Source organism: Roseateles sp. GW821-FHT09G09, assembly GCF_059415965.1.
In genome coordinates this window covers 73,290-92,391 of the sequence record NZ_JBWKOG010000008.1, presented here as the reverse complement: position 1 = coordinate 92,391, position 19,102 = coordinate 73,290, and the positions used below count along the sequence as shown (strand labels likewise).

The window sequence follows — 19,102 nt, the reverse complement described above, 5'->3', positions numbered from 1 at the left end:
GGTCGTCGGTGCCTTACAGCAGCGGCAGGTTGAGGCCGAGGAACTTCTGGAAGGCGAAGGCGATGGCCAGCAGGCCGATCGAGATCACGATGTTGCGTTTCCAGGAGTAGTTGCTGCCGGCGGCGGTCGCGATGAAGACCATCACGACGATGCCGGCGGACATGTTGAGGAAGCGCGAGGTCAGCGAGAACGCGGTCAGCGCGCCCAGGATCAGGCCGATGTTCTTGACCTGGAATTCCAGGCCGGGGCCGCCGGCGACGATGCCGCGCACGATGGTGGAGATGGCCACCAGGCCCAGCAGGATGCTGATCATCAGCGGGAACATGCCGGCGCCGGCATGGTCCATGCGGCCGATGGGATAACGCAGCGCACCCAGTCCGAAGAACAGGGCCACCGCGGCGAGGAACAGGCCTCGGGCAAGCGAACGGTTGAGGGTCATGGCACACCGGGGAGGTATCGAGATGTGCCCATGGTTCCGGCCCGGCTCTCCCCTGTCGTACGCATTTCTGCGCAGCGAGCCGTCGTCGGCGGGCCTTCGACAGCTTGCCGACAGCTTCAGGTTAAGAAGATGTTTGCTATGCGTTGAGTGAGCGTTCCGATGACGTCGGAGCGTCGTTGATTCACGACGCCGCCGCGCCCTCGCGTGGGGCGCCGACGGCCAGCACCTGCTCGCGCAGCCAGCGTTGGGCGGCGTGACCCTGGTTGCGCTCGTGCCAGACCATGGCGATGTCGAAGCCCTCGATCGGCAGCGGTGGCGGGAGGACCTGCAGGCCGGCGGCACGTCCCTTGACGAGACGTTCGGGCACCAGGGCGACGAGGTCGGAGCGGCCGACGATGTCCGGCACGAAGAGGAAGGACGCGGCGGAGAGCACGACCTGGCGCTTCAGGCCGAGTCCGGCCAGCGCCTGGTCGACGGGGGTCGAGAATGCGCCGCCCGCGGGCGAGACGATGACCTGTTCCAGCTTCGCGAAGGCCTTGGCGCTGAGTCTTGTGCTCGCTTTCGCATCTGCCTTTGCGCCGGGCTTGCCCGCCAGCGCCGGGTGACCACGGCGCGCGATCAGCACGTAGCGCTCGTGGAACAGCGCGCGCATGCGCAGGCTGGGCGCGGCCTCGATCGGCTGCATCAGGCCGAGGTCGACGTCGCCGCGCGCCATCTGCGCAGCGTGCTGGGCCGGGTCCATGTGGCGCACGGCGATGCGGATGCCGGGCGCCTCGCGGCGCAGCCGCAGCACCAGCGGCTGCAGGACGCTGGTCTGCAGGTAGTCGGAGGCCGCGATCGTGACCGTGAGGTCGGCGGTCGCCGGGTCGAAGTTCAGGTGCGAGCTCGCGACGCCGCGCACCTGATCCAGCGCCTGGCGCAGCGGCTCCAGCAAGGACAGCGCCTTGGCTGTCGGCGTCATGCCGCGCTGCGCGGGGAGCAGCAGCGGGTCCTCGAAGACGTCCCGCAGCCGCGCGAGCTGCGCGCTGACGGCCGGCTGGCTGAGGCTCAGCCGCGCGGCGGCACGGGTGACGTTGCGCTCGGTGAGCAGCGCTTCGAGCGTCACGAGCAGGTTCAGGTCGAGGCGGCTGGTATCCATCGCATCGATGGTAGGACAGAGAAGACGTGATTTTACGGATGGATCGCAGATCGTCAGACTGCCTTCATTCCCGTTCCACTTCGACCTTCTGGAGCTTCGCATGACCCGTTCGCCCGATACCGATTTCCCCGATCGCAAGACCGTGCTGATCGTCCACGCCCAGCCCGAACCGACCTCGCTGACGCGCACGCTGGTCGACGTCGCCGAGCGGACGTTTCGAGCCGCCGGCCACGAGGTGCTGCATTCCGACCTCTACGCAATGGGATGGAAGGCCGTCTACGACGCGCAGGACTTCCCGGTCCGCGCGGACGCCGGCCGACTGGACTTCGTGCGCGAGTCCGGTCACGCCTTCGAGCAGGGGCACCAGCCGGCCGACGTGGTCGAGGAACAGCGCAAGCTGCTCGCCGCGGATCTGGTGATCCTGCAGTTCCCGCTGTGGTGGTTCGGCATGCCGGCCATCATGAAAGGCTGGATCGATCGCGTCTGGGCGCGCGGTCTGGCCTACGGCCGCAGCGGCCAGGGCAACCGGCTGCGCTACGGTGAAGGCGGCTTCGAAGGCCGGCGCGCGATGGTGTCGGTCACGACCGGTGGCCCGGCGTCGGACTACGGACCGCGCGGGATCAACGGACCCATCGACCAGTTGCTGTTCCCGATCACGCACGGGACCTTGTTCTATCCCGGCATGTCGGTGCTGAGGACGCATGCGGTGCACGGCGCGGGACGGATGACGCCGGAAGCGGTCGAATCCGCGTCTGTCGCGTGGCGCGAGCGGCTGGCCCATGTCTTCGACGAAGCGCCGGTGGCTTTCCGAGCGCAGAACGGCGGGGACTATCCCGACGGGCACGAGCTGGGTGACGAGGTCGCCCCGGGGGTCACCGGCTTCGCGGCGCACGTGGCCGCTTGAGCGGCGGAGTGACGGTGCGGCGATGCGGCGGCCGGCTCGTCAATTCGTCGGCTTGTCAGTCGCGCAGGGAGGCCGAGGCCGCCAGCGTGTGTAGCAGCCGCAGCAGATGCGGCGGCACGGCCGGGTCGTTGAAGCGCAGCGAAGTGCCGGGCGCGAGCAGGGAGAAGCCGAGGTTCTCCAATGCGATGACGCCGGCGGGGTCGCGCCGATCGCTGGCGCGGGTGGCGTCGACGACGGTCGCGGCGCCGCTGCCGACGATGCGCAGGTCGACGTCCGGACGGATCAGCAGGGCGGTGTCTTCATCGATGCCGACACCGAGCCGCCGAGGATCGAGCGACACGAGGCGCAGCAACCGCGCGTGGCGCTTGCGCTGCGCGAAGTGCTGATCGATGACGAGCGCCGGCATCAGCCCGAGCGCGCGATGCAGCGCCCGCGGCGGACCGGCGAACTGCTCGTCGAGGTCGCCGACCGGCATGTGCGCGCCGATCGCGGAGGCGCCGGCGCTGGTGCCGGCGATGGCGAGTACGCCGTCGCGGTGACGTTCACGGATGAGCGCGAGCAGCGGCGTGTCGATGAGCACGTCGACGAGCCGTTCCTGGTCGCCGCCGGTCAGGAAGAGCAGGTCCGCCGCCCGCACGGCTTCGAGTGCGTCCGCGGCGCCGGCCGCCTCGCGATCGCGCGGATCGAGCCAATGCGGCGCCGCACCGAGCGAGCGGAAGGCGGGTTCGTACTGGGACCAGAGCAGGTCGGGCTCGCCGCTGGCCGTGCTGAGGACGACGACTTGCAGCGGCGTGGCCGCTGGGTGCGTCTCAAGACAGGCCGCGATCAGCTCACGCAGCACCGGTCCCGGCGTCAGCCGGTCCTCATTGCCGCCGATGAGGGCGAGCAGGGCTGGGGGGCGTGACGACGTGCGGGCGTTCATGCCGATGGATCCAGACATCTGCGGCATGCGGTCGTCGGAGTTCGAAGTGGTGTTCATGATGCAGATTCGTGGTCATTGCTGGCTCATTTCTTTCAGACGAGCCAGCACCAACCCCGCACGCTCGGGCTCGGCAAGCAAGCCCGGCAACACGTTCAAGAAGCCAGCACTTTTCAGCAGCGGCGTGAAGGTCGTCGCCACGGCGTTTCGCAATTCGACGGGAGCGCCCGCCAGTTCGGCGACGAGTTCCTGGCGCCCGTCGACGATGTTCAGCACGTCTTCCAGGTCGTGGCTGGTCATGTAGTCGTTCTCACCGCGGCTGGCGAAGGCCTCCAGCTTGGTTGCCACGAAGGCCACCGCGCTCACCAATCGAATCAAGCAGCCCGCGCCGAGGTCCACCACCTCGGCGGTTTCGACGGCGAATGGATACCAACGATTTGTGAAACCCAGCACCTCGGGCTGCACCGGCATCAGGTCGAACAGCACACCCGATTCCCTGTGCACCCAGCGGCAGATCACGTCGCTGCTGACGTCGCGTGCGAATCCTCGGGCCGCGACGGCCTCCTCGATGCGATGGAACATCGCCCGGTTGGCGTTCACCACGGCATCGACATCGCGGGTGGCACGCACTGCCTCGGCCAGCGGATCTGTCACCAATAGGCCGGCCACGGCGCCGCCGACGAAAACCACCTGCTCGCGCAATTCGCCCAGCGCTTCGGCGACGCTGCGCAGGTAGGGCAGGTTGGGGTCATCGCGGCGCATGGGCTGTCACCTTTCCAGCAAACGCCTGCGTCAATTCAACTTCCATGAGCTTCGACGCCAGGCTGCGCTCGCGAGCCCGGCCCGTTCGCAGGGCATCGAGCAGTGCGAGGAGGCGATGCAGAGCCGGATCGGCCAGCGCGGCCTGCGGCGCCGTCCGATAGATTGGCGACAGCGTCGGCCCCTTGGCGCTGCCGGTCGGATGAGCCCAGACCGGTGCCTCACCGGGAGTCACCGTCAACTGGCTTGCCAGCGGCTCGGCGCCGAAGGCCGTCGGCACGCCGCGCTTGACCGGCCCGGGCATGGCCGGCCAGACGTAGCGCACGCCGTGCAGAGCGAACTCCAGCAAGTTGGAGTGAACGGGCGACCATTCACCGCGGGAGGGCGCCACGGCCAAGCCGGAGGCGACGGCCCGCTTGACGCTCGCGTGCGTCTCCGAGGCGCTCATCGCCAGTGCCTCGCCCAGCGAGGCATAGGTCCAACGTTGCGGCGGGTGCGCAGCGGCCTTCAGCAGCACCAGCAGGTCTTGCGGTTTGAGGTCCATCTCAGCCTGATATTCGGTATTCGCGAATTGCGAATATCGCTGAGGCCGCGGCGCTTGGCAACTGATTGCTTCAGGCGGCGCGAACGTTGGGCCACAAGGCCCATTTCTAAGGTGCTCCTGGCGGAGACGGTGAGATTCGAACTCACGGAGGGCGCGAACCCTCGGCGGTTTTCAAGACCGCTGCCTTAAACCACTCGGCCACATCTCCTGGAAGAAGGCGCGCATTGTAAGCGCGCCGCGACGCCTCCGAGGGAAGCCGGCTCAGTCCGCGCCTGGCTTCTTCGCCTGCACGCAGTCCACCTGGATGATCTCCAGCGCCTGGCCGTCCGCCACGCGCGCGGCCGTGAGCTCGCCGCCCCACACGCAGCCGGTGTCCAGCGCCAGCAGGTCCGGACGCTGCACCAGCCCCAGCGTCGACCAGTGACCGAACGCGATGGGATGCCCCGCCGTGCGCCGCCCTGGCACCTCGAACCAGGGCATGAAGCCCTCCGGCGCGGTGCCCAGGCCTTCCTTGGTCTTGAAGTCCAGCCGGCCCTTGGCGTTGCAGAAGCGGATGCGCGTCAGCACATTGATGATCAAGCGCATGCGCGGCACGCCCGTCAGTTCATCCTTCCACCGGTCCGGTTCGTTGCCGTACATCTGCGGCAGGAACTCCGCCAGCTCCGGTCCGCGCAGCAGCGCGTGCACCTCTTCGGCCAGCGCCAGCGTCTCGTCCGCGTCCCACTGCGGCACGACGCCCGCGTGCACCATCAGCCAGCCCTGCGCGCGTATCGCCAGCCGCTGCCGGCGCATCCACTCGAGCAGCGCCTCGCGGTCCGGCGCCTGCAGGATCGCGTCCAGGGTGTCCCCTTTGTGCGGGGCCCGCACCCCCGCCGCCGTGGCGAGCAGGTGCAGGTCGTGGTTGCCGAGCAGGCACTGCGCCGCGTCGCCCAGCGACTGCAGCCGGCGCAAGGTCGTCAGGGAATCGGGACCGCGGTTGACCAGGTCCCCCAGGAGGTAGAGCCGGTCGCGGGACGGGGAGAAATCGATCTTTTCCAGGAGCCGGGCCAGCGCGTCGCAGCAGCCCTGGAGATCGCCGATGAGGTAATGCATAGCGGGATTCTGCGGTGCCGATGTCACACAGGCTCTGCTAACCTTGCCGACCTTGTGTTTTGGGCGCGACTCGGGGTTAGTACCCGGTCCGCGCTGTCGATGGATACCGCCCTAGTTCTCTTCCTGATCCTGCTCAACGGTTTGTTCGCCATGTCGGAGATGGCCCTCACGGCTTCCCGCAAGGCACGCTTGCAAGTGATGGTGGAGGGCGGCGAGGCCGGGGCGCAGGCCGCGATGGACCTGCACGAGAACCCCACCAAGTTCCTGTCCACGGTCCAGATCGGCATCACCTCCATCGGCGTGCTCAACGGCATCGTCGGCGAGGCCGCCTTTTCCGGACCGCTGGCCGACGTGCTGCGCGCCAACACGCCGCTGAGCACGCGCGCCGCGGACATCACCGCCACCGGCCTGGTCGTGCTGGTGCTGACCTTCGTGACCATCATCTTCGGCGAACTCGTCCCCAAGCGCCTGGGCCAGATGTACCCGGAGAACGTCGCCCGCCTGGTCGCGCCGCCGATGGAGATCATGTCGCTGGTGACGCGGCCCTTCGTCAAGCTGCTGAGCTTCTGCACCGAGTTCACGCTCAAGCTGCTGGGCATGGGCGGCCGCGCCAACCGCGCGGTGACGGAAGAGGAGATCGCCGCGAGCCTGGACGAAGGCCGGGATGCCGGCGTGATCGAGGAACACGAGCACCAGATGGTGCGCAACGTGTTCCGCCTGGACGAGCGCCAGATCGGCTCGATGATGATCCCGCGCGCCGAGATCGCGTGGCTCGACATCACCGACCGGCCCGACCAGATGCTGCAGATCCTGCGCGCGCACGGCTACAGCCGCTACCCGGTCTGCCGCGGCGGCCTGCACGACGTGGTCGGCACGGTCAGCGCGCAGAACCTGCTGGCGCGCTCGCTGGCCGGTGAGTCGCTGGACCTGTCGACCGGCCTGGAAGCGCCGGTCTTCGTGCCCGAGACGCTGTCCGGCATGGAACTGCTCGCGCACATGCGCGGGTCGGAAACGCCGCTCGTGTTCGTCGTCGACGAATACGGCGAAGTGCAGGGCGTCGTCGCGATGCGCGACGTCCTGGAAGCCATCGCGGGCGAGTTCAACTCGTCCGATGGCGCGGACGCCTGGGCGGTCCAGCGCGAGGACGGGAGCTGGCTGATGGACGGCCTGATCCCGGTCACCGAGCTGAAGGACCGCCTGGATCTGAAGGAACTGCCCGAGGAGGACCGTGGGCGCTACAACACCCTGGCCGGCATGGTGATGCTGCTGCTGGGGCGTCTGCCGCGCACGGCCGATGTGGCGGAGTGGGACGCGTGGAGATTCGAGGTGGTCGACCTCGACGGCAAGCGTGTGGACAAGGTGCTGGTCTCGCGACTGGCGGATGATGGAGTGAATCAATGAGCAACCCCCCGATGTATGAGAACCTGGTCCCCGTGGACCGCGTGCAGCACAAGAACACGCGCATGAAGATCGGCGCCCCGGTGCTGGACCGCGTGACGCAGCTGAACTCGCTGTTCGTCGCCGTGGCCGAGTTCGCCGACGCCAGCCTCGAGTACCCGGTGGTCTTCGTGCGCGTCGGCCAGGCGGTCGACGGCCAGCGTCCGGCGGTGGCCCCGCTGGCGGTGTTCGGCCTGCGCCAGGGCAGCAACCTGTTCATCAAGGACGGCCAGTGGACCGGCCGCTACGTGCCGGCCTACATCCGCCGCTGGCCCTTCGCGATGGCCCGCATCGAGGAGAACACCGCCGACATGGCGCTGTGCCTGGACATGGGCTCGGGCGCGTTCTCCGAGACCGACGGCGAGCCGCTGTTCAAGGAAGACGGCGAGGCGACCGAGCTGCTGCTCAACGCCAAGCAGTTCTGCGAGGACTTCGAGCGCGAGGCCGAACGCACCCGCCAGGCCTGCGAACTGCTGCAGGACCTGGACCTGCTGCAGGACATGCGCTTCGAGGCACAGCTGCCCAGCGGCGAGAAGCTCGACGTGGACGGCTTCCTGACCATCAACGAGAAGGCCCTGGCCGAGCTGCCCGACGCGAAGGTCGTCGAGCTGCACCGCAACGGCCTGCTGGAGGTCATCACGATGCATCGCCTGTCGCTGCGCCTGATGAGCCGCCTGGCCCAGATGTACGTGCCGGCCAACTGAAGCTCTGAACCGGCGTTGAAACCTCGCCCGGCGGCCCCCTGGACCCGGGGGCGCCGACGGGCGATCACCGGCCGAGACAAACCCCAAGCGGGTTTGCTTGAGTACGGCGTACGCGTCAGCCTCGATAGCATCCGAAGTCCTTAAAGGACGTTGGATGCTGTTCGAGGCTTTTTTGTCGTCCACCGCGATGGAATCGGTGTTCTCGCCGACCGCGGTGGTCCAGTCGATGATGGATGTGGAGGCCGCGCTCGCCCGCGCCGCGGCCCGGGCGGGGCTGATTCCCGCGCCGGCCGCGCAGGCCATCGCCAGCCTGTGCCGCGCCGAGCTCTACGACGTGCCGGCCCTCATCGCCGCCGCGCCCCACAGCGGCAACCTGGCGCAGCCGGTCGTGCAACGCCTGCGCGAGACGGTCGCGCTGTTCGATCCCGCCGCCGCGGTCTACGTGCACCGCGGCGCGTCGGCGCAGGATCTCGTCGATACCGCGATGGTGCTGCGCACCCGCGAGGCGCTGCGCCTGCTCGACGACGACCTGCAGCAGCTCTGCGGGCAGCTCCTGGATCTGGCCGAGCGCCATGCCGCCGTGCCGATGCTGGGCCGCACGATGATGCAGCCGGCGCAGGTGATCAGCCTGCGCTACAAGCTCATGAACTGGCTGATGCCGCTGCTGCGCAGCGCCGAACGGCTGCGCGAGCAGGGCCAGGACTCGCTGCTGCTGCAGCTCGGCGGCGCGGTCGGCACGCTGGACGCGATGGGCGATCGCGCCGACGACATGCTGGCCGCCGTCGCCGCCGAACTCTCGCTGCCGCGCCCCGACATGTGCTGGCACACGCAGCGCGACCGCTGGCTGCGCCTGGGGCTGGAGGTCGGCCTGCTCTGCGGCAACCTCGGCAAGCTGGCGCAGGACTTCGCGCTGATGGCGCAGGCCGAGGTGGACGAACTCAACGAGCCGCCCGGCGAGGGCTACGGGGCCTGCCTGTCGATGCCGCACAAGAAGAACCCGGTCGCGGCCCTGCAGGCGATGGCGGCGGTGCAGCGCGCGCCGCAGCGCGTCGCCGGGCTGATGGGGTGCATGACGCCGGAGCATGAGCGCGGGCTCGGCCAGCATCAGGCGGAATTGGCGGAGTGGAGCGGCCTGATGGGCGGCGCGCATGCGGCGGTGCAGGCGCTCAATCGTGCCTTGGCTGAACCCGTCATCCGGACGGACCGGATGCGGGCGCATGTCCTCGAACGTCAGGGGCTGGTGGCCAGCGAGCGCCTCGAGCATCTGCTGATGCCGCGCCTGGGGCGCCAGCGCACGGGCGCGATGATCCGCGACCTGATCCACCGCGTGCGCCAGGGCGAGGGCTCGCTCGAGCAACTGCTGCGCTTGGCGCTCGACGTCTGCGACCTGCCGCCGACATCCATTTCGCCCAACGAACTTGCCGCCATGTTCGACCTCGACGCCATCGCCGTACAGGCGGACGGGCGTGTCGACACCTTGATGGCCGAGGCGCGTCAGCGCCTGGATGGGCTGGCCGCCCGACCCTGCGTATAGGCCCGTTCGTGACCGGTTTCACGACCGGCGGTCGGACGCAACGCGATACGAACTTGTTGGTCGAATGGCGGACAATCCGGGCCTGAAACGACAAATATCCCCAGATGCTGTATGGATTTCAGCAAAAAAGTGGGGGTGAGCTGTCCCATGAATTCGGCATTTGAACCAATTGCAACTGGTTACGCCTGCAACAAGTAACGCGCCGGGAGGCGTGACCGCCAAGGGCATGGAACTCGGGAAATGCACGTGGCGGCAAGGGAGGACGCGGTTCCCCACGTGGGTGCCCGCTATGTAACGGAATTCCCTCAAATGCGGGGTTTCGCCCTGGCAAGGGATTGACCCGGGTTCGGACCCGGGACAGACCCGTAAGACGAGGGTCGCATTTGTTAACTATCGTAGCGACCGGCAGTAACTACTTTGAGTAGGTCATAGACTCGCCCTTGATAACCAAGCAGTCTGGAGTTGGGAATGAGCGACGAATCTCGCATGTCGAACATTGAATTGGAAGCGCCCGCAAGCCCTTTGCAGGCGCTGCAGTCCATTGGTTCGGAGATGTCGTTTCTCCGCTCCGATTCCGTGGAGCTCGTTTCCCGTGAGACGGAGTTCGGCCGCATCGAGATCCGTGCCCTCATGGAGGGCACCGGTCATGCGTTGCTGGAGCGTCGGTACGCGTCACGGGGTTACAGGCTGAGCCGGTCCGCGGACGTCACCCTGGGGGCCTACTGGGAAGGTCGGCTGGTGTCGACGCTGGGGTTGCGGCGTGACAGCGGCAACCTGGCCGCGGACCAGAGTTTCCCGGCGGAAATGGCCGGCATGCGCCGTCAAGGCTGGCAGCTGTGCGAATTCACCCGGCTGGCCGCCGATCCTGAAGGCCCGTCCAAGCTGGTGCTGGCCAGCCTGTTCCATCTGGCTTACCTGCATGCGGCCCACCATTGGGGGGCGGAGTTCCTGGTGATCGAGGTCAATCCTCGCCACAAGGGCTTCTACCGCCGGATGCTGGATTTCCAGCCGCACGGCGAGGAGCGGCTGCACCGCAGCGTCGGCGCCCCGGCGGTGCTGATGAGCCTGTCGCTGGCCTACGGCGCGACGCAGGTCAAGAAGTTCGGCGGCTCGCTGAACGAGGACAGCCGCTCCCGCACGCTGTTCCCGTACTTCTTCGCGACCAAGGACGAACCGGCGCTGCTGAACAAGCTGGCCGACGTCTACGGCTACGACGCCTGATCGGGCCGCGGCCTCCCGCGCCGCTCCGTCCGCCGAGTCCTGAAGTCCTCAAGTCCTGAAGCCCTCGGATCCCCGGGGCGAGCGACCATCAGGCCTCCAGCCAGTGCAGGCTGAACCAGCGCTGATCGTCCGTCCAATGCGCTGACGGCTTGAACCCGGCTTCCCGCGCCAATGCCTGGAAGCTCTCCACGCTGTACTTGTACGAGTTCTCCGTGTGCAGGCTCTCGCCGGGCACCAGCGTGTAGCGGCGACCCTGCAGCTGCAGGTGCTGCTCGCCGCGCGGCAGCAGGTGCATCTCGATGCGATGCTGGCGCGGGTCGTAGAACGCGTAGTGGTCGAAGCCGTCCGGGTCGCACTCCAGCTTCAGCTCGCGCTGGGCGTGGCGGAGCAGGTTGAGGTTGAATCGCGCCGTCACGCCTTGGGCATCGTTGTAGGCGGCATGCAGCCGGGCGGGATCCTTGATGAGGTCCACGCCGATCAGCAGCGCGCCGCCGTCCAGCTCCTCGCGCAGGAGTCGCAGGAACGCCAGCGCCTCGTCCGGATTGAAGTTGCCGATGCTGGACCCGGGGAAGAAGCCCACGCGCCGGCCGTCCGTCGGCGCGTCGGGCAGCACATGCATGCGGGTGAAGTCCGCCACCACCGGCAGGATGCGCAGCGCGGGATGCTCGCGCTGCAGCGACTCGCAGGCGGCCAGCAGGTGCGGGCCGGAGATGTCCACCGGCACGAAGCTGTGCAACTGCTGCGTGCGCGCCAGCAGCAGGCGCACCTTCACCAGCGCGCCGGCGCCGTACTCGATCAGCTGGGCGCCCGGCCCCATGCGCGCGGCGAAGTCGTCGGCGAAGCGGCGCAGCAGGGCGAGCTCGGTGCGCGTCGGGTAGTACTCCGGCAGGTCGCAGATCTGCTCGAAGAGGGCCGAGCCTGGCGTGTCGTAGAAGTACTTCGGGGAAATCGCGTGCTCGGGGCCGGCCAGCGCCGCGTGAAGGTCCTCGGCGAAACTGCTCATGCGTGGGTCTCCGCGCGGGGTCGCGCATCGCGGGCCAGTCTCAGCCCGGTGAACTGCCAGCGCGCGGCCGGCGGGAAGAAGTTGCGGTAGGTCGGGCGCGTGTGGCCGGGCGGCGTCGCGACACTGCCGCCGCGCAGCACCAGCTGGCCGACCATGAACTTGCCGTTGTATTCGGATGCGGCACCGTCCAACGGCCGGAAGCCGGGATACGGGTGATAGGCCGAGCGGGTCCACTGCCAGACCTGGTCGGCCAGTTGCTCGATGCCGGACAAGCTCGACGCGGCCTCCCATTCCTGCTCGCTGGGCAAGCGGGCGCCGGCCCATTCCGCATACGCGGCGGCCTCGTAGAAGCTGAGCTGCATCACCGGCGCGGCCGGGTCCATCGGACGCAGCCCGTGCAGGCCGAACACCGACCAGCGCGGACCGGTGCCAGTCCGGGTGCCAGTTCGGGGGCCAGTGCTTGCGTCCGCGGTGGCATCGCCGCCGTCGTCCACCCAGTACATCGGCGCCCGCCAGCCCTGCTGCTGCACCGTGGCCCAGCCGTCGGACAGCCACCAGCGCGGCTCGCGATAGCCGCCGGCCTCGATGAAGCGCAGGAAGTCGCCGCAGGTCACGAGCCGGCTCGCGATCTCGAAGGGTTCCAGCCAGACGCGATGGCGCGGTCCCTCGTTGTCGAACGCGAACGTCGCCGGGGTCGCGCCTTCGACGCGCACGTCGCGGCCGATCTCGACGAGGCCGCCTTCATGGCCCAGCCATTCGCTCGTGCCGGCCGCGATCGGCGCGGGCGGGCTGTCCATCAGCGCGGGCCGCCACGGATGGCAGGACAGCAGATGCAGCGCGTCGGTGAGAAGCAACTCCTGGTGCTGCTGCTCATGATGCAGGCCGAGCGTCAGCGTCGGGGCGATCTCGTCCCACTGCGTATCGCTGCAGTGCGCGATCAACTGCCGGATGTGCGTGTCGACATGGCGCCGGTAGGCGCGCACCTGATCCAGCGACGGCCGCGTCAGCAGGCCCCGCTGCGGGCGGGGATGGCGCGGGCCGAGGCCCTCGTAGTACGAGTTGAAGAGGAAGTGGAAGGACTCGTCGAGCGGCTGGTATCCCGGCAGGTGCGGGCGCAGCAGCAGCGCTTCGAAGAACCAGCTCGTGTGGGCCTGGTGCCACTTGGCCGGGCTCGCGTCCGGCATCGACTGCGCGGCCTGGTCTTCGACCGACAGCGGCTCGGCCAGCGTCAGCGTGTGGCGCCGGACCGCTTCGAAACGGCGCGCGAGATCGCGCCGCGCCGGCGGCAGATCGTGATCCGACATGCAAGCAACTCCTGCGGCCCCGGGGGGAGGAAGGGCCGGACGACAACGGTAGCCGATTTGCCGTGTCCCCGTCCGGCGTGGGCCGCTCGGCGGGCTCCGGCGGGACGGCTCAACTGCCACCCGATGTCAGGTAGGGCAAGGCGGGTACCCGCGATTCGCCGTCGGAGGTGGCGGAAGGTCGAGGGCATCCGAGGGGCGCTCGCGCGGTCGATTCATCGGGACGTCACGCCGCGCGGGCAGGCTGACGGCGATCCGGCTTCACGCCGCCCCCGCCGCCGCCCATGCCCATGACGCCACGCCCATGACACCGCCCTCGATGTCCTCGTCGCTGACCTCGCCACCGACCCCTGCGCTGGCCTCGACCGCTTCTGCGCCCGGGCTGCCGGCGATGGCCATGCCGTTCGCCGGTCTGGACGCAGACGGCCTGCCGCTGTCGTGGCTGCAGGACCGCGTGCTCGCCGAGCGTCTGCTCGAGGCCTTGTGGAGCGCGCGCCAGCCGGCGACGCCGGCGCAGTTCTTCGTCTGGAGCCAGAGCCGGCTGCAACCGCTGCTGCCGCATCGGCTGATGGTCTGCGTCGGCGATCAGTCGCCGTCGCCGCGGCTGGCGGCGCAGCTCTTCCATCTGAAGCCCATCGGCGACGCGTTGCACACGCAGCTCGAATCCTCGGATCACGGCCTGTGGCTGCACCTGATCCGTCGCTGGGGCGACGGGCGGCGGCCGCTGCACATCGATCTCGCGCGGGAATCGGACTCGGCGCTGTTCCAGCCGCTGCTGGAAGCGGGTCTGCGGGAAGTGGCGCTGCATGGCGTCGCCGCCGACGGCGATCGGCCGCAGAGCCTGTTCCTGTTCGCCGGGGAGGGCTGGGAGGACGACCACCTGCGCCGCCTGGAGCTGCTGACGCCGGCGCTTCACGCCGCCTGGCGGCGGGCGCGCCTGCAGTCGCGGGGACAGGCCTTGCCGCGTCGGGCGGGATCGCTGGTGACGCCGCGCGAGCAGCAGATCGTCGAGGGGCTGCGCGCGGGCCTGAGCAACGAGGGGATCGCGATCCAGCTGGGCATCAGCATGTTCACGGTCAAGAACCACGTGCGCAAGATCCTGCGCAAGCTGGGCGCGAACAACCGCGCGCAGGCGGTGGCGATCGCGATGTCGCGCCGGGAATTCAGCGAGCCGGAGACGCCCGCGGCGTGAACAGGCGCAGCACCAGCGCGTGCACCGCGACGCCGATCACGGCGCCGATCATGTCGGCGAGCACGTCCTGCGCGTCGGCATCGCGGCCGGGGATCTGCGACTGGACCAGCTCGATCCCCACGCCGTAGGCGAGCAGCGTCGCCAGGACGATCCAGCGGCGGCGCGGACCGGCGGCCAGGCCCTGCATGCCGATGAACGCCAGCGTGCCGAAGGCGGTGAAGTGATTCGCCTTGTCCCACCCGAGGTCCGCCGCCGGCGGCGGATGGGGCGAGAACGCCAGCCAGCTCGCGCCGGCCACCACCGCCAGGAAGAGGAAACGCCAGGCGTTGCGCCAGCGCGGGTCATGCAGGACTTCAGACATGCGGGTCAGTGTGCCACGCACGTGTGAAGCCAAAGTGAGGCCCCCTCACGCCAGGTTTTCGTGATGATGGCTGGCGCCGCGCTTCCAGTAGGCCGCCGCGCGGATCGCGTGGCGGTCGTGGCCCTTCTCGTCGACGAGGATCTTGCGCACCGCGGCCATCGCCGCAGCTTCCCCGGCGCACCAGGCGTAGCCCTCGCCGGACGGCAGCGTCAGTGAGCGGGTGGCGGCCAGCAGGGCGTCGTCGCCGTCGACCCAGCGCAGATCGAGGTCGGCCTGGGTGCCGAAGGCGCGGCGATCGCTTGCCGGCACATTGAGCAGCGCGATGACGCGCGCGCCGGCGGGCAGCTCCTCGAGGCGGCGCGCCACGGCGGGGAGGGCGGTCTCGTCGCCGACCAGCAGGTGCCAATCGAAGTCGGTCGGAATGATGAAGGAGCCGCGCGGTCCGCCGACGGTCAGCGTGTGACCCGGCTGCGCCTGCGCCGCCCAGGCCGCGGCGGGACCATCGCCATGCTGGGCGAATTCGATCACCAGCTCGCGTGCCCCGTTGTCGAAGCGGCGCGGCGTGTAGTCGCGCATGACCGGCGCGCCGTCGGCGTCGGGCGCGAAGATCAGCTTCACGTGGTCATCGAAGGAAGCGCTGACGAAGTCGGCGAGTGAATCGCCCGTCAGGGTCACGCGTCGGAAGTTCGGCGTCACGTCGTCGACGCCGGTCACGGTCAGCTCGCGACGCTTGAGTTCATGGCGCACGCGCTGGACGCGGCTGGCGGCAAGCGTCGACGGGACGGCGGCAGTCGTCGCAGGGCTGGGTGTGTTCAGGGGATCAGGCTTCATTGCGGTTGATCTCGATATCGTTGACAATGTCATCCATCTTGCGACGGAACGATTGATAATGTCAACTAACACCACCAGCCGAAGGGGCAAGGACGAGGACGTGCTGGAGCTGGTGCATTCGGTGATGCATCGCTACCGCGCGTTGCAGTACCGGTTCCTGCGCGACGGCCCGCAGGACATTACGCACATGGAAGGCAAGGTGCTGTTCTTCTTCGAGCGGCACCCTGGCGCCACGCAGAGCGATCTCGCGTCGCACAGCGGGCGGGACAAGGCGCAGTTGGCGCGGCTGATCAAGACCTTGCGGGACAAGGGCCTGCTCGACGCGAAGACCGACGAGGTCGATCGCCGCCAGGTGCGGTTGAGCGTCAGCGATGCGGGCCTGACGGTGCAGCGCGAGCTCAAGCGTCAGGCGAAGCAGGTGTCGGTGCAGGCACTCGCCGGGTTGAGCGCGGAGGAACAGTCGCAACTTGCCGCGCTGCTGAAGCGCGTGCAGCTGAATCTGGGCGAGGAGTGAATCGGGGGAGGCGTTGTCTCCGTGCGACGTCGGCGCGGAAATTGTCGACCCCGAAAATCTGCGCTATAGTCGCAGACTCTGTTGTTCGCGACAGCGCCGATGTAGCTCAGTTGGTAGAGCAGCGCATTCGTAATGCGAAGGTCGGGAGTTCGACTCTCTTCATCGGCACCAATCTGAAAAGCCGCTTGGGTTCTCCCAAGCGGCTTTTTCTTTGTCTGCGCGCATTACTCGGCTGGGCTCGGCTCGGCTCGGCCTGCCGGCCTCCGTCGACTTCCTGTGACGACGATCGACGGGCGTGTGGCGCCACGGGCGCGCGCCGTCGGTGGCAACATGGCGCGCCATGAGCCCCCACGACCACGACCACGACGATCTGCCCGGCCACGCGCCGGTGACGCTCACGCTCGCCGCCCTCGAGGCCGAGCCGCTGCCCGGCACCCTCAAGGGCCTGCCGGCGGTCGCTGAAGGCGTGCCGCTGAACGGGCTGGGCGCTCTGGGGCTCTCGCTGCTGGCCGGCGACCTGCCCTTGCCCGCGGCGATCCTGAAAGACTCGGCGCTGACTCACAACGGGCGCTGGATGCGCGAGTTCACGGCGCGCGCCGGCGTGAGCCTGGCGCCGCACGGCAAGACGACGATGGCGCCCCAGCTGTTCCAGCGCCAGTTCGACGAAGGCGCCTGGGGCATGACGGCGGCGACGGCGGCGCATGTGCGCACGTACCGGCGCTTCGGTGTGCCGCGCGTGTTGCTGGCGAACCAGCTGATCGGCAAGGCGGACCTGGAGCTCGTGTTCCGCGAGTTGGAAGCGTCGCCCGATTTCGATTTCTATCTGCTGGTCGATTCCGCCGCGGGCCTGGACCTGCTGCGCCGCGCCGCCGTCGAGCGTGGCTTGAAGCGACCGCTTCAAGTGCTGCTGGAAGTCGGCACGCCGGGCGGACGCACCGGCGTCCGGACGATGGAGGAGGGCGTCGCGCTGGGCCGCCTCATTCGCGATGCCGCGCCGACGATCGTGTTGCGAGGCGTGGAAGCCTTCGAGGGCGTCTACAGCGGCGACGACACGGCGCGCGTGGAACTCGGCGCGCTGACGATGATCGAGACGGTCGCGGAGTTGACCCGCCTGGGCTGCGCCGAAGGGTGGTTCGCGGCGGACGAGGTGCTGCTGACCGCGGGCGGCTCAGCGTTCTTCGACATGGCGGCGAAGACGCTGGCGTCGGTCGAGGCGGCCGGCACCGGTCATGCCTTGCGCGTGGTGCTGCGCAGCGGCTGCTACCTCAGCCATGACAGCCTGCAGTACGAGCGCATGCAGGACCGCATGCGGCAACGCGCTGGCGCGTTGTGGGGCGACGGTCCCGGGCTGCGCAACGCCATCGAGGTCTGGGCCTACGTGCAGTCGGTGCCCGAACCGGGCCGCGCGATCTGCACGGCGGGCCGACGGGACCTGAGCTACGACGCCTGCCTGCCGCAACCGCTGTGGTGGTACCGCCCGAGCCTGCATGACGCGCCGCGGGCGACGCCGGCCCACTGGGCGGTCACGAAGCTCAACGACCAGCATGCCTATGTCGATGCGGGCGGGGAGGGCGGCAGCGGCTCCGACGGCGGCGCGCTGCTGCTGCAGGTCGGCGACCTGATCGCCTTCGGCGTCGGCCACCCGTGCACGACCTTTGACAAATGGCCGCTGCTCTACACGGTCGACGACAGCTACCGCGTCATCGGCGGCGTGCGGACCTTCTTCTGAATCGACGGCGAGAATCCGCCATGCATGAAATCATCTGCCCGCACTGCGGCAAGGCCTTCAAGATCGACGAGGCGGGGTACGCCGACATCCTCAAGCAGGTGCGCGACACCGACTTCGAGAAGCAATTGCATGAGCGGCTCGCGCTGGCCGAGCAGGACAAGCGCAACGCCGTCGAACTGGCCCAGGCGAAGACCGCCGGCGAGCTGCAGAAGGCCGCCGCGCTCAAGGACGGCGAGATCCAGGAGCTGAAGGCCCGGCTCGATGCCGGCGAGATGCAACGCAAGCTCGCCGTGGCCGAGGCGCTCGGCGCGCTGGAGAAGCAGGCGCAGCAGGCCGCCGCGGCGAAGGACGCCGAGATCCAGGGCCTGAAGGCGAAGCTCGACGCGGCCGGCGTGAAGCAGCAGCTGGCGATGTCGCAGGCCGTCGTCGCGGTGGAGAAGGAGCGCGACCAGTTGCGCAGCGGTCTCGAACGCGCCGAGCTCGAGAAGCAACTCGCCGAGAAATCGCTCAAGGACAAGTACGAGACGCAGATCAAGGACCGCGACGACGCCATCGAGCGCCTGCGCGACATGAAGGCGCGGCTGTCCACCAAGATGGTCGGCGAGACCCTCGAGCTGCATTGCGAGACCGAGTTCAACCGCATCCGCGCGACCGCGTTCCCGCGTGCCTACTTCGAGAAGGACAACGACGCGCGTTCGGGCAGCAAGGGCGACTACATCTTCCGCGACGCCGATGAGTCCGGCACGGAGATCGTCTCGATCATGTTCGAGATGAAGAACGAGAACGACCGCACCGCCACGAAGAACCGCAACGAGGATTTCCTCAAGGAACTCGACAAGGACCGCGTCGAGAAGGGCTGCGAGTACGCGGTGCTGGTCTCGCTGCTGGAGCCGGAGAGCGAGCTCTACAACACCGGCATCGTCGACGTCTTCCACCGCTATCCGAAGATGTACGTGGTGAGGCCGCAGTTCTTCCTTCCCATCATCACGCTGCTGCGCAACGCGGCGATGAACTCGCTCAAGTACAAGACCGAGCTCGCGCTGGTGAAGGCGCAGAACATCGACATCACCCACTTCGAGGCGCAGCTCGAGGGCTTCAAGTCGGCGTTCGGGAAGAACTACGAACTGGCGTCGCGGCGCTTCCAGACGGCGATCGACGAGATCGACAAGTCCATCGACCACCTGCAGAAGACCAAGGAAGCGCTGCTCGGCACCGATCGCAACCTGCGCCTGGCCAATGACAAGGCGCAGGACGTGACGATCAAGAAGCTGACCAAGGGCAATCCGACGATGGCCGCGAAGTTCGCCGAGCTGAAGGTGGACGACAAGCCCGCCGCCGCCGATCGCGGCAGCGAGCGCGGCAGCGAGAACAACGGCGTCGAGGACAACGGCGTCGAAGGCAGCCTGTTCTGAGGTCTTGCGCTGAGCGCCGAGGGCACGGGAAAGCAAGAAGGCCGCTCATCGAGCGGCCTTCTGCAGGA

Annotated in this window: 19 protein-coding genes and 2 tRNA genes; 10 read left to right on the top strand and 11 right to left on the bottom strand. The window is 68.5% G+C overall.

The window, feature by feature from the left end:
• Positions 1-13: 13 nt before the first annotated feature.
• Both AC07O8_RS21380 and AC07O8_RS21375 read right to left on the bottom strand, forming a co-directional pair.
• Positions 14-439 carry a tripartite tricarboxylate transporter TctB family protein gene (locus tag AC07O8_RS21380; protein ID WP_495049946.1) on the bottom strand — a complete coding sequence of 142 codons (426 nt, stop codon included), beginning with the start codon at positions 437-439 and terminating at the stop codon, positions 14-16.
• Between the two features lie 181 nt (positions 440-620).
• Positions 621-1,577, bottom strand: coding sequence for a LysR family transcriptional regulator (locus tag AC07O8_RS21375; RefSeq protein WP_495049945.1), 957 nt, complete (start codon positions 1,575-1,577; stop codon positions 621-623).
• A 100-nt stretch (positions 1,578-1,677) separates the two neighbouring features.
• Here AC07O8_RS21375 and AC07O8_RS21370 point away from each other — a divergent pair, with 100 nt between their 5' ends.
• Positions 1,678-2,481: an NAD(P)H-dependent oxidoreductase gene (locus AC07O8_RS21370; protein WP_495049944.1), complete on the top strand. Its 804-nt coding sequence runs from the start codon at positions 1,678-1,680 to the stop codon at positions 2,479-2,481.
• Between the two features lie 55 nt (positions 2,482-2,536).
• Here the strand turns inward: AC07O8_RS21370 and AC07O8_RS21365 are convergent, their stop codons facing one another.
• From AC07O8_RS21365 to AC07O8_RS21345, 5 genes are all read right to left on the bottom strand, one after another.
• Positions 2,537-3,460, bottom strand: coding sequence for a cyanophycinase (locus AC07O8_RS21365; protein ID WP_495049943.1), 924 nt, complete (start codon positions 3,458-3,460; stop codon positions 2,537-2,539).
• Positions 3,461-3,475: 15 nt separating this feature from the next.
• Entirely contained in the window at positions 3,476-4,162 is a 687-nt protein-coding gene (locus tag AC07O8_RS21360; protein ID WP_495049942.1) for a hypothetical protein, read from the bottom strand.
• Entirely contained in the window at positions 4,149-4,703 is a 555-nt protein-coding gene (locus AC07O8_RS21355) for a hypothetical protein (protein ID WP_495049941.1), read from the bottom strand. The genes AC07O8_RS21360 and AC07O8_RS21355 overlap by 14 nt, the downstream gene beginning before the upstream one ends.
• Positions 4,704-4,821: 118 nt before the next feature.
• Positions 4,822-4,911, bottom strand: a tRNA-Ser gene (locus tag AC07O8_RS21350).
• Positions 4,912-4,964: 53 nt separating this feature from the next.
• A complete protein-coding gene (locus AC07O8_RS21345; protein WP_495049940.1) occupies positions 4,965-5,795 on the bottom strand; it encodes a symmetrical bis(5'-nucleosyl)-tetraphosphatase in 831 nt (276 codons plus the stop codon).
• Between the two features lie 99 nt (positions 5,796-5,894).
• On the opposite strand from AC07O8_RS21345, the gene AC07O8_RS21340 reads away from it, so the two are divergent.
• The 4 genes from AC07O8_RS21340 to AC07O8_RS21325 all read left to right on the top strand — a co-directional run bounded on the left by AC07O8_RS21340 (position 5,895) and on the right by AC07O8_RS21325 (position 10,691).
• Entirely contained in the window at positions 5,895-7,196 is a 1,302-nt protein-coding gene (locus AC07O8_RS21340; RefSeq protein ID WP_495049939.1) for a hemolysin family protein, read from the top strand.
• Complete coding sequence (locus AC07O8_RS21335) at positions 7,193-7,936, top strand: SapC family protein (RefSeq protein WP_495049938.1); 744 nt, start codon at positions 7,193-7,195, stop codon at positions 7,934-7,936. The genes AC07O8_RS21340 and AC07O8_RS21335 overlap by 4 nt, the downstream gene beginning before the upstream one ends.
• 154 nt (positions 7,937-8,090) lie before the next feature.
• Complete coding sequence (locus tag AC07O8_RS21330) at positions 8,091-9,470, top strand: lyase family protein (protein WP_495049937.1); 1,380 nt, start codon at positions 8,091-8,093, stop codon at positions 9,468-9,470.
• A 576-nt stretch (positions 9,471-10,046) separates the two neighbouring features.
• Positions 10,047-10,691, top strand: a complete 645-nt coding sequence (locus AC07O8_RS21325; RefSeq protein ID WP_495049936.1) for an N-acyl amino acid synthase FeeM domain-containing protein — start codon at positions 10,047-10,049, stop codon at positions 10,689-10,691.
• An 88-nt stretch (positions 10,692-10,779) separates the two neighbouring features.
• On the opposite strand, the gene egtD is transcribed toward AC07O8_RS21325, so the two are convergent.
• Together egtD and egtB are read right to left on the bottom strand one after the other, a co-directional pair.
• Complete coding sequence (gene egtD, locus AC07O8_RS21320) at positions 10,780-11,694, bottom strand: L-histidine N(alpha)-methyltransferase (protein WP_495049935.1); 915 nt, start codon at positions 11,692-11,694, stop codon at positions 10,780-10,782.
• On the bottom strand, positions 11,691-12,998 hold the full coding sequence (gene egtB, locus AC07O8_RS21315; protein WP_495049934.1) for an ergothioneine biosynthesis protein EgtB: 1,308 nt from the start codon (positions 12,996-12,998) through the stop codon (positions 11,691-11,693). The genes egtD and egtB overlap by 4 nt, the downstream gene beginning before the upstream one ends.
• Positions 12,999-13,299: 301 nt before the next feature.
• Here egtB and AC07O8_RS21310 point away from each other — a divergent pair, with 301 nt between their 5' ends.
• A complete protein-coding gene (locus AC07O8_RS21310) occupies positions 13,300-14,187 on the top strand; it encodes a helix-turn-helix transcriptional regulator (protein WP_495049933.1) in 888 nt (295 codons plus the stop codon).
• Here AC07O8_RS21310 and AC07O8_RS21305 read toward each other — a convergent pair.
• The gene (locus AC07O8_RS21305; RefSeq protein WP_495049932.1) at positions 14,159-14,548 is read right to left on the bottom strand and encodes a VanZ family protein; all 390 of its coding nucleotides are present in this window, start codon (positions 14,546-14,548) and stop codon (positions 14,159-14,161) included. The two genes, AC07O8_RS21310 and AC07O8_RS21305, sit on opposite strands and share 29 nt — an antisense overlap.
• Positions 14,549-14,593: 45 nt before the next feature.
• On the bottom strand, positions 14,594-15,379 hold the full coding sequence (locus tag AC07O8_RS21300; RefSeq protein WP_495049931.1) for a siderophore-interacting protein: 786 nt from the start codon (positions 15,377-15,379) through the stop codon (positions 14,594-14,596).
• A 58-nt stretch (positions 15,380-15,437) separates the two neighbouring features.
• On the opposite strand from AC07O8_RS21300, the gene AC07O8_RS21295 reads away from it, so the two are divergent.
• From AC07O8_RS21295 to AC07O8_RS21280, 4 genes are all read left to right on the top strand, one after another.
• On the top strand, positions 15,438-15,893 hold the full coding sequence (locus tag AC07O8_RS21295) for a MarR family winged helix-turn-helix transcriptional regulator (RefSeq protein WP_495049930.1): 456 nt from the start codon (positions 15,438-15,440) through the stop codon (positions 15,891-15,893).
• 95 nt (positions 15,894-15,988) lie between these two features.
• Positions 15,989-16,064: transfer RNA gene (locus AC07O8_RS21290), tRNA-Thr, on the top strand.
• A 169-nt stretch (positions 16,065-16,233) separates the two neighbouring features.
• Positions 16,234-17,622, top strand: a complete 1,389-nt coding sequence (locus AC07O8_RS21285) for an alanine racemase (RefSeq protein WP_495049929.1) — start codon at positions 16,234-16,236, stop codon at positions 17,620-17,622.
• 20 nt (positions 17,623-17,642) lie between these two features.
• Complete coding sequence (locus AC07O8_RS21280; RefSeq protein WP_495049928.1) at positions 17,643-19,034, top strand: DUF2130 domain-containing protein; 1,392 nt, start codon at positions 17,643-17,645, stop codon at positions 19,032-19,034.
• The last annotated feature ends 68 nt before the right edge of the window (positions 19,035-19,102 follow it).

Coding starts and splice junctions, on each gene's coding strand:
- AC07O8_RS21380 (WP_495049946.1), bottom strand. CDS start 439: ATGACCCTCAACCGTTCGCTTGCCCGAGGCCTGTTCCTCGCCGCGGTG.
- AC07O8_RS21375 (WP_495049945.1), bottom strand. CDS start 1,577: ATGGATACCAGCCGCCTCGACCTGAACCTGCTCGTGACGCTCGAAGCG.
- AC07O8_RS21370 (WP_495049944.1), top strand. CDS start 1,678: ATGACCCGTTCGCCCGATACCGATTTCCCCGATCGCAAGACCGTGCTG.
- AC07O8_RS21365 (WP_495049943.1), bottom strand. CDS start 3,460: ATGAACACCACTTCGAACTCCGACGACCGCATGCCGCAGATGTCTGGA.
- AC07O8_RS21360 (WP_495049942.1), bottom strand. CDS start 4,162: ATGCGCCGCGATGACCCCAACCTGCCCTACCTGCGCAGCGTCGCCGAA.
- AC07O8_RS21355 (WP_495049941.1), bottom strand. CDS start 4,703: ATGGACCTCAAACCGCAAGACCTGCTGGTGCTGCTGAAGGCCGCTGCG.
- AC07O8_RS21345 (WP_495049940.1), bottom strand. CDS start 5,795: ATGCATTACCTCATCGGCGATCTCCAGGGCTGCTGCGACGCGCTGGCC.
- AC07O8_RS21340 (WP_495049939.1), top strand. CDS start 5,895: ATGGATACCGCCCTAGTTCTCTTCCTGATCCTGCTCAACGGTTTGTTC.
- AC07O8_RS21335 (WP_495049938.1), top strand. CDS start 7,193: ATGAGCAACCCCCCGATGTATGAGAACCTGGTCCCCGTGGACCGCGTG.
- AC07O8_RS21330 (WP_495049937.1), top strand. CDS start 8,091: ATGCTGTTCGAGGCTTTTTTGTCGTCCACCGCGATGGAATCGGTGTTC.
- egtD (WP_495049935.1), bottom strand. CDS start 11,694: ATGAGCAGTTTCGCCGAGGACCTTCACGCGGCGCTGGCCGGCCCCGAG.
- egtB (WP_495049934.1), bottom strand. CDS start 12,998: ATGTCGGATCACGATCTGCCGCCGGCGCGGCGCGATCTCGCGCGCCGT.
- AC07O8_RS21310 (WP_495049933.1), top strand. CDS start 13,300: ATGACACCGCCCTCGATGTCCTCGTCGCTGACCTCGCCACCGACCCCT.
- AC07O8_RS21305 (WP_495049932.1), bottom strand. CDS start 14,548: ATGTCTGAAGTCCTGCATGACCCGCGCTGGCGCAACGCCTGGCGTTTC.
- AC07O8_RS21300 (WP_495049931.1), bottom strand. CDS start 15,379: ATGAAGCCTGATCCCCTGAACACACCCAGCCCTGCGACGACTGCCGCC.
- AC07O8_RS21295 (WP_495049930.1), top strand. CDS start 15,438: ATGTCAACTAACACCACCAGCCGAAGGGGCAAGGACGAGGACGTGCTG.
- AC07O8_RS21285 (WP_495049929.1), top strand. CDS start 16,234: ATGAGCCCCCACGACCACGACCACGACGATCTGCCCGGCCACGCGCCG.
- AC07O8_RS21280 (WP_495049928.1), top strand. CDS start 17,643: ATGCATGAAATCATCTGCCCGCACTGCGGCAAGGCCTTCAAGATCGAC.